The following is an 8311-nucleotide window of genomic DNA, read 5'->3' on the forward strand; positions in this document are numbered from 1 at the left end:
TAAGCATAAAAAAATGTGATTTAGATCATTATTTTGTTCGGGGTTTTTATGATGAAAAATGAATGTGATCTCACTCAAGATCTGCTGAGATTTATCGTGAAATTGCTTGTTATCGGTTAGTAAATCCGTAGATTGGATAGAGTACTCAGCTGAAAACGTCTTCGTTTTTAGGGAAGTTTTACGGCCTAATATTAGAGGTGGTTAAAATTTAACTATACGTAAAGTGTGATGATAGTCACTGAGTCTCTCAGACGAATTTATTTACAAAGCCGCTTATTGTACAAGCGGCTTTTTTGTGTCTGGCGTTTGACTGACTTTTCGTAGCGGTATCATGAAGAAGGGATCCTTTGGTGCCAGTGATACCCGCTCTAGACTTTTGACCTGGTCCAAACTTTCTAGCTGTTTGTATATAACGTAATAGCGATTAATGCTTGTGACGTACCCAACCGTTGAGCTTAAATTTTTCCGCATAACGACTTCCACGTTATTGAACCAAATATTAGGATCGTAGCCTTGCTGGGCTGCACGTTTACGAATTCGTTCTACATTCCCGGGGCCAGCATTGTAAGCCGCTAAGGTAAAGTAGAGTTTATTTTCCGCCGTAATAGCAGGATCACTGAAGTACTGTTTACGCAAAAATGCTAAATACTTCACGCCAGCATGAATATTGTTTTCTAGCTGCCGAACGTTTTTGATATTGATATTAGGGTCTCGAGCCGTGCTGGGTAGAACTTGCATTATGCCGACTGCACCTCTACTTCCAACGAGGTCGTTATTAAAGCCGGACTCTTTATAAGCGACGGCTGCGATCAGTAGATAGTCGATATCGTACTTCTCGCCATAGCGTGAAAACAACGTAGCAAGCTTTTCTAGTTGAGCAATTTTCTTGGGGTTAAGGGCTTTGTTTAGCCAATCTGTGTTATCGATGTATTTTCCGTAAATGACGTTACCGAGCAGTGTCCCAGAACGAGATTTCTGAATAAACTTGTTCACGACGGCTTTCAAACTTGGGCTGTTTTCCCGCATTGCCCAAGCGATTTTACCATTTTCACGAATAGGGATTTCTGGGTGAGCTCGAATATCATCCATCACTTTAAGCCAAAGTTTGGCTTTATGGCTATCGAGAACAATGGCTTTGACGTAGCCGTTATTGAGCATCCCCACCAGTTCGTAGTCTTGCAGTGTTTCTTCAATAAAATGTACGACAACGGGTTGTAAGCCTTTTTTATTTAGCTTCTTATTTAGTACTTGAATACTCTCAAAGTAGCTAGAACTGGCACGTACCCAAACCTCTTTGCCGCTCAGTTGCTCAATGTTAGTCATGGCTGGTGTGCTTTTGTTCGTGACTATCCACTCGTCAATACCAGTAAGAATGGGTGAACTAAAATCGACTTTCTGTTTACGTGTGTTGGTAATGGTCAGATTGGCGACGACTAGATCACCGGAGCCATTTTCTAAGGCTGGCAGAAGTTGGTCACGGGCTAGAGGAATAATTTGTACGTTAAGTTTCGGTTTGAGCTTACGAAGGTCTTTTTCGAAATGCGCCAGCAGTTCTGCACCTATTCCTTTTGGTGTACCGCCCTCAATGTAATAGAAGCCTAGATCAGCAGAAACGAGGACACGTAAAACATTCTTCTCTTTAATAACATCGAGGTCCCCAGTGTAAGGAGGTTGCTTGAGTGGTGATATTTGCAGTGCGCAAACGGAAGCAGACAATAAGAGCAGCATAACTGCGCATAGCTTAGGTATCGTCACGTTCACATCCTTTTATAAAGGGGAGGGGAACTTTAAGCATATGTAGAGCCCCGTAGATCATCAAGCAGGGGCAGAACACGCTATTGCGGGTAATAAAAAACCGCCACGGTAAAAACGGTGGCGGTTTAGTTTGAAGCGGCTCAGTTACTTCACAGGGTTGAGCTCGATAAGCTTTTCAGTTCTTGCTACGGCGTCTTCCAACCCAAGTTGTTTGTAGGCCTCTAGCTGGATAGTCAGTGACTTACGTGCCGCTTCGGTGTCTGGGAATGCTTTTTGTAGCTCTTGACTGCGATTAATTGCAGCTACCCAGGCTTCACGGCGGAGGTAGAAGTCAGCCGTCGCTAAATCATAGTTCGCTAGGCGATTTTTCAGCGCAACCATGCGTTTTTGTGAGTCTTCTGCGTATGGACTGTTCGGGTAGCGTTGAAGCAGTTTTTTGAAGTCATCAAACGCTTTTTTTACTGGCTCAGGATCGCGATCGCTTCGATCTACGCTGAACAGATCATGCATAAAGTTACGATCTTGCGCCATATGGCTTAGGCCGCGCATGTACAGTACCCAGTCCATTTTTTCATGGGTTGGGTTTAAACGCATAAAGCGAGAAATGGTTGCCAAGCCCAAAGCAAGGTCGTCGTTTTTGTAGTACGCATAGATTAGGTCAAGCTGCACCTGTTCTGAGTAGGCACCGAATGGGTAACGTGAGTCTAATGCTTCCAGTTTCTCAATTGCAGAAAGCCAATTACCACTTTGAAGAGAAATCTGTGCGTCTGCATACAGTTCCGAAGGCGGCACATCAGGAACGATTTCTTCTTTGCTTGCACATCCAAACAGAAGGGATACCGCTAAAAGGCCTGTTAAAGTCTGACGTTTCATATCAGGAGTCTGTTCCTTGAATCTAAATATTTCTTAAGCTGCCGTTACTTTCTTTCCAGTAACAGATACAATGACGTAATAGTCTATTTTTTCACAGTCGTGAGCATTAGTCTCACAGTTTTTAAAAAAGTTCGATATGGCTCAGCAGATTGTATTAACAAATACCGTAAAAGATAGCCAGTTAGGTCAACGTTTAGACCAAGCTATCGCCGAATTATTCGCGGACTTCTCTCGCTCGCGCCTGAAAGAGTGGCTGCTTGATGGGAAAGTTCAAGTTAATGGTGAAGTTGTCACCAAACCTCGCACCAAAGTAATGGGTGGCGAGGAAATTACATTGCAAGCCGAGTTAGAAGATGAAGAACGCTGGGAAGCGCAAGATATCCCGCTAGATATCGTTTTTGAAGATGACGATATTATCGTTATCAATAAGCCTCGTGACTTTGTGGTTCACCCAGGTGCCGGTACGCCAGATGGTACAGTGCTTAATGCGTTGTTGCATCATTACCCTGATATCGCAGAAGTGCCTCGTGCGGGCATTGTGCACCGTCTGGATAAAGACACAACGGGTCTGATGGTGGTGGCGAAAACTGTGCCAGCACAAACTCGCCTGGTTCGCGCACTGCAAAAACGTAATATTACTCGTGAGTACGAAGCAATCGCTATTGGTCGTATGACAGCGGGTGGTAAAGTGGACCAACCTATTGGTCGTCATTCTACCAAGCGTACGCTTATGGCGGTAGCACCAATGGGTAAACCAGCGGTAACGCACTACCGTGTCGCTGAGCGTTTCCGCGAACACACGCGTATCCGTCTGCGTCTTGAAACGGGTCGTACGCACCAGATCCGTGTGCACATGTCTTACCTTCAGCATCCGCTGCTCGGTGATATTGCATATGGTGGACGTGCTCGCATCCCGACAGGTGCTTCTGAAGAGCTAACGGCAATGATCCGTGGCTTCGATCGCCAAGCATTGCACGCCGTAATGCTACGCTTTGAACATCCAATTACGGGAGAAGTACTTGAGTTCCATGCCCCTGTGCCTGATGACATGGTGGCGATGACCGAAGCGCTTCGTCAAGATACGGAAGAGCACGGTTTACCGGAAGAGTTCTAAGATGAAGACAATCATTCCGAATTGGCGTGCGCCTAAAAATGTCAAAGCTTTGGCCTCAACACGTATAGGCGGTTTTTCGACAGGCCCTTATCAAGGGCTAAATTTAGGTACTCACGTTGGGGATGATTTGTCTTTAGTAGAGAAGAACCGAGCTTGGTTGGCGCAGCAGGCAAACATACCCAATGCGCCAATCTGGTTAAACCAAACACATTCGACTGTTGTGGCTCAAGCAAATGAACCAACAACACAAGTGCTTGATGCGGACGGTGTATTTACTTCTTCAAGCCATGTTGTTTGTTCAGCGATGACCGCCGATTGTCTACCTGTATTATTGACTAATACACAAGGCACGCAGGTAGCCGCCGTTCATGCAGGTTGGCGCGGCTTAGCAAATGGTATTGTCGAAAATGCATTAGCGTTGTTTTCAGGTGAAGTGATAGCGTGGCTTGGGCCTGCTATTGGGCCTGAAGCTTTTGAAGTCGGTGAAGATGTTCTGCAAGCTTTTGTTGATGTCGATTCTCTGGCACATCAAGCTTTTATGCCACGAGAGGCTAAAGGTAAATGGTTGGCTGATATGTCAAAGCTGGCAACGCAACGTCTAAATCGAGCTGGTGTGACACAAGTGTTTGACTCTGGACTTTGTACTTACCAAGATAAAGCCTCTTTTTATTCGTATCGCCGTGATGGTAAAACTGGTCGACAAGCCACCTTTATTTGGATTGAAGATTAGTTATAAGCACTAAAGTGCCAAGATGCATAGTGCTATTTTTGCAAAGCTATCTTTATTCATTCACTCCCTTGAAATTCCTCCTCTGAGTATCCATCTTTCTAACTGTCAAAAGAATTTCCTTTAGTTGAGGTTAGGAAGGTAGATATGCGTCTTGATCGATTCACAAGTAAGTTTCAAATCGCTATCTCTGATGCTCAATCACTAGCGTTAGGGCGCGATCATCAATATATCGAGCCAGTTCACCTAATGGTGGCTTTGCTTGACCAAAATGGCAGTCCAATTCGTCCATTGCTTACTATGCTGGATGTGGACGTAACGCATTTACGCTCTAAATTGAGTGAAATGCTAGATCGATTACCAAAAGTCAGTGGCATCGGTGGAGACGTGCAGCTCTCTAGCTCGATGGGCACGTTGTTTAACCTGTGTGACAAAGTGGCGCAAAAGCGTCAAGACTCCTATATCTCGTCTGAAATCTTCCTGCTTGCTGCTTTAGAAGATCGCGGACCATTGGGGCAATTACTCAAAGAGATCGGTTTAACAGAGCAAAAAGTTAGCCAAGCAATCGAAAAGATCAGAGGTGGTCAAAAGGTTAATGACCCGAACGCAGAAGAGCTTCGCCAAGCATTGGAAAAGTTCACCATTGATCTTACCGAACGAGCAGAGCAGGGCAAACTGGATCCGGTTATCGGCCGTGATGATGAAATTCGCCGTACCATCCAAGTATTGCAGCGCCGTACTAAAAACAACCCTGTGATCATCGGTGAACCTGGCGTAGGTAAGACCGCAATTGTTGAAGGCTTAGCTCAGCGCATTGTCAACAATGAAGTGCCAGAAGGTTTGCGTGGTCGCCGCGTGCTGTCATTAGATATGGGTGCACTGGTTGCTGGTGCTAAGTACCGTGGTGAATTTGAAGAGCGCTTGAAGTCGGTATTGAATGAACTCGCTAAAGAAGAAGGTAATGTCATTCTGTTTATCGACGAGCTCCATACTATGGTTGGTGCGGGTAAAGGTGAAGGTTCAATGGATGCGGGGAACATGCTCAAACCTGCATTAGCCCGTGGTGAACTGCACTGTGTTGGCGCAACAACACTGGATGAATATCGTCAGTACATCGAAAAAGATGCGGCGTTAGAACGTCGTTTCCAAAAAGTTCTGGTGGATGAGCCGACCGTTGAGGATACCGTGGCTATTTTACGTGGCTTGAAGGAGCGTTATGAGCTTCATCATCACGTTGAAATTACTGACCCAGCGATTGTTGCAGCGGCGAGTTTGTCACATCGTTATGTTTCTGACCGTCAACTGCCAGATAAAGCGATCGACTTAATCGACGAAGCGGCTTCAAGCATTCGTTTACAAATTGACTCTAAGCCAGAGTCATTAGATAAGCTTGAACGTAAAATTATCCAACTTAAGATTGAGCAACAGGCGCTTAGTAACGAGCACGACGAAGCTAGTGAAAAACGTTTGAAAGCGCTTAATGAAGAACTCAATGAAAAAGAACGTGAGTACGCTGAACTAGAAGAGGTTTGGAATACAGAAAAAGCCGCACTTTCTGGCACTCAACATATTAAGTCTGAGCTTGAACAAGCTCGTATGGACATGGAGTTTGCTCGCCGAGCTGGTGATCTAAACCGCATGTCGGAACTGCAATATGGTCGTATTCCTGAACTTGAGAAGCAGTTAGATCTTGCAACCCAAGCGGAAATGCAGGAAATGACACTATTGCGTAATAAAGTAACCGACAACGAGATTGCAGAAGTACTTTCTAAGCAAACCGGTATTCCGGTATCCAAGATGCTAGAAGCGGAAAAAGAGAAACTACTTCGTATGGAAGACGTACTGCATAATCGTGTGGTAGGGCAAAGCGAAGCGGTCTCTGTTGTATCGAATGCCATTCGTCGTAGTCGAGCTGGGCTTTCTGATCCAAACCGACCAATTGGCTCCTTCTTATTCTTAGGTCCAACAGGTGTAGGTAAAACAGAGCTTTGTAAGACACTTGCGAGCTTTATGTTCGACAGCGAAGATGCGATGGTCCGTATCGACATGTCTGAGTTCATGGAGAAACACTCAGTGGCAAGATTGGTGGGTGCGCCTCCAGGCTATGTCGGATATGAAGAGGGTGGTTACTTAACGGAAGCGGTTCGTCGCAAGCCGTATTCGGTAATTTTGTTAGATGAAGTAGAGAAAGCGCATCCGGATGTATTTAACATTCTGCTGCAAGTTCTCGATGACGGGCGTTTAACGGATGGTCAAGGTCGTACTGTTGACTTCCGTAATACGGTTGTGATCATGACATCGAACTTGGGTTCATCTCGTATCCAAGAGAATTTCGCAACATTAGATTATCAAGGTATCAAGAGTGAAGTAATGGATGTGGTTAGCAAACACTTCCGTCCTGAGTTCTTGAACCGTGTTGACGAAATAGTGGTGTTCCATCCACTTGGTCAAGAACACATCAAGTCCATCGCTTCTATTCAATTAGAACGTTTGGCGAAACGACTAGAAGAAAAAGGATATCAACTAGAGGTTTCTGACAAAGCACTCGATTTGATCGCTCAAGTTGGTTTCGACCCTGTATATGGTGCGCGTCCTTTAAAACGCGCAATTCAACAGAATGTCGAGAACCCATTAGCCAAATCGATTCTTTCTGGTGAAATTGTTCCAGACAAGAAAGTGCAGCTAATCGTTACTAATGACCAAATTCGTGCCCATCAGTAATTGCACAGATACAATAAGAAATGAGATAAAAATCACATTCAAGGGGCCATTTGGCCCCTTTTCTATAATGTTTTAGAACCTTTTGCCTGTTTTCTATACGAATGAACTAAAAAGGTGAGTTTTTTTTAAAAATGCACTTGTGTTCCTTAATGAACGCCCTATAATGCGCCTCCGTTGTCAAGGGAAAGCAAGTTAAGCGAAGCCTAGACAACAAGGTCAGTGAGTTAAGAATTAACTCGCAGATAAATAACTTAAAAAAGTGTTTGACACGATAAGTTATCTAGCTAAAATGGCCGTCCACTTTGAAGAGAAGTTCAAAGTGTGCTCTTTAAAAATATAGACCTATCAATCTGTGTGGGCACTCGTTGATGATAATCCAATTAGAAGCTTCGGCTTCAAATTAGGTTTCAATGAAACGAAGTGACCATTGAATCTTCGGATTCAGCACAGTCAATTCAAACATTACTTTATGTAATGTTCAGTATTCATTGAGCCGAACAAAATCTTAAATTGAAGAGTTTGATCATGGCTCAGATTGAACGCTGGCGGCAGGCCTAACACATGCAAGTCGAGCGGAAACGAGTTATCTGAACCTTCGGGGAACGATAACGGCGTCGAGCGGCGGACGGGTGAGTAATGCCTAGGAAATTGCCCTGATGTGGGGGATAACCATTGGAAACGATGGCTAATACCGCATGATGCCTACGGGCCAAAGAGGGGGACCTTCGGGCCTCTCGCGTCAGGATATGCCTAGGTGGGATTAGCTAGTTGGTGAGGTAAGGGCTCACCAAGGCGACGATCCCTAGCTGGTCTGAGAGGATGATCAGCCACACTGGAACTGAGACACGGTCCAGACTCCTACGGGAGGCAGCAGTGGGGAATATTGCACAATGGGCGCAAGCCTGATGCAGCCATGCCGCGTGTGTGAAGAAGGCCTTCGGGTTGTAAAGCACTTTCAGTCGTGAGGAAGGTGGTAGTGTTAATAGCACTATCATTTGACGTTAGCGACAGAAGAAGCACCGGCTAACTCCGTGCCAGCAGCCGCGGTAATACGGAGGGTGCGAGCGTTAATCGGAATTACTGGGCGTAAAGCGCATGCAGGTGGTTTGTTAAGTCAGATG

The 8311-nt window shown here is 45.2% G+C and carries 5 protein-coding genes and 1 rRNA gene; 4 read left to right on the top strand and 2 right to left on the bottom strand.

What is annotated here, in order from left to right; genetic code table 11:
* Window positions 1-273: 273 nt before the first annotated feature.
* Window positions 274-1755 carry a lytic transglycosylase F gene (locus FKN08_RS14575; RefSeq protein ID WP_345739917.1) on the bottom strand — a complete coding sequence of 494 codons (1482 nt, stop codon included), beginning with the start codon at window positions 1753-1755 and terminating at the stop codon, window positions 274-276.
* A gap of 144 nt (window positions 1756-1899) precedes the next feature.
* Window positions 1900-2628 carry an outer membrane protein assembly factor BamD gene (locus FKN08_RS14580; protein ID WP_006743118.1) on the bottom strand — a complete coding sequence of 243 codons (729 nt, stop codon included), beginning with the start codon at window positions 2626-2628 and terminating at the stop codon, window positions 1900-1902.
* Window positions 2629-2764: 136 nt separating this feature from the next.
* Between FKN08_RS14580 and rluD the strand changes: the two genes are divergently transcribed.
* From rluD to FKN08_RS14600, 4 genes are all read left to right on the top strand, one after another.
* Complete coding sequence (gene rluD, locus FKN08_RS14585; RefSeq protein WP_005385913.1) at window positions 2765-3742, top strand: 23S rRNA pseudouridine(1911/1915/1917) synthase RluD; 978 nt, start codon at window positions 2765-2767, stop codon at window positions 3740-3742.
* Between the two features lies 1 nt (window position 3743).
* Window positions 3744-4472 (top strand): peptidoglycan editing factor PgeF, encoded by a 729-nt coding sequence (gene pgeF / locus FKN08_RS14590; RefSeq protein WP_170892380.1) that lies wholly within the window; start codon window positions 3744-3746, stop codon window positions 4470-4472.
* A 144-nt stretch (window positions 4473-4616) separates the two neighbouring features.
* Window positions 4617-7190 (top strand): ATP-dependent chaperone ClpB, encoded by a 2574-nt coding sequence (clpB, locus tag FKN08_RS14595; RefSeq protein ID WP_005397478.1) that lies wholly within the window; start codon window positions 4617-4619, stop codon window positions 7188-7190.
* Window positions 7191-7697: 507 nt separating this feature from the next.
* Window positions 7698-8311, top strand: a 16S ribosomal RNA gene (locus FKN08_RS14600); the annotation flags it as partial.

The organism is Vibrio sp. 1-2 (7-a), assembly GCF_013048515.1.
Classification (GTDB): Bacteria; Pseudomonadota; Gammaproteobacteria; order Enterobacterales; family Vibrionaceae; genus Vibrio; species Vibrio diabolicus.

Bases quoted from the DNA above. Each gene is read 5' to 3' on its own strand.
- FKN08_RS14580 (WP_006743118.1), bottom strand. From the start codon at position 2,628: ATGAAACGTCAGACTTTAACAGGCCTTTTAGCGGTATCCCTTCTGTTT.
- rluD (WP_005385913.1), top strand. From the start codon at position 2,765: ATGGCTCAGCAGATTGTATTAACAAATACCGTAAAAGATAGCCAGTTA.
- pgeF (WP_170892380.1), top strand. From the start codon at position 3,744: ATGAAGACAATCATTCCGAATTGGCGTGCGCCTAAAAATGTCAAAGCT.
- clpB (WP_005397478.1), top strand. From the start codon at position 4,617: ATGCGTCTTGATCGATTCACAAGTAAGTTTCAAATCGCTATCTCTGAT.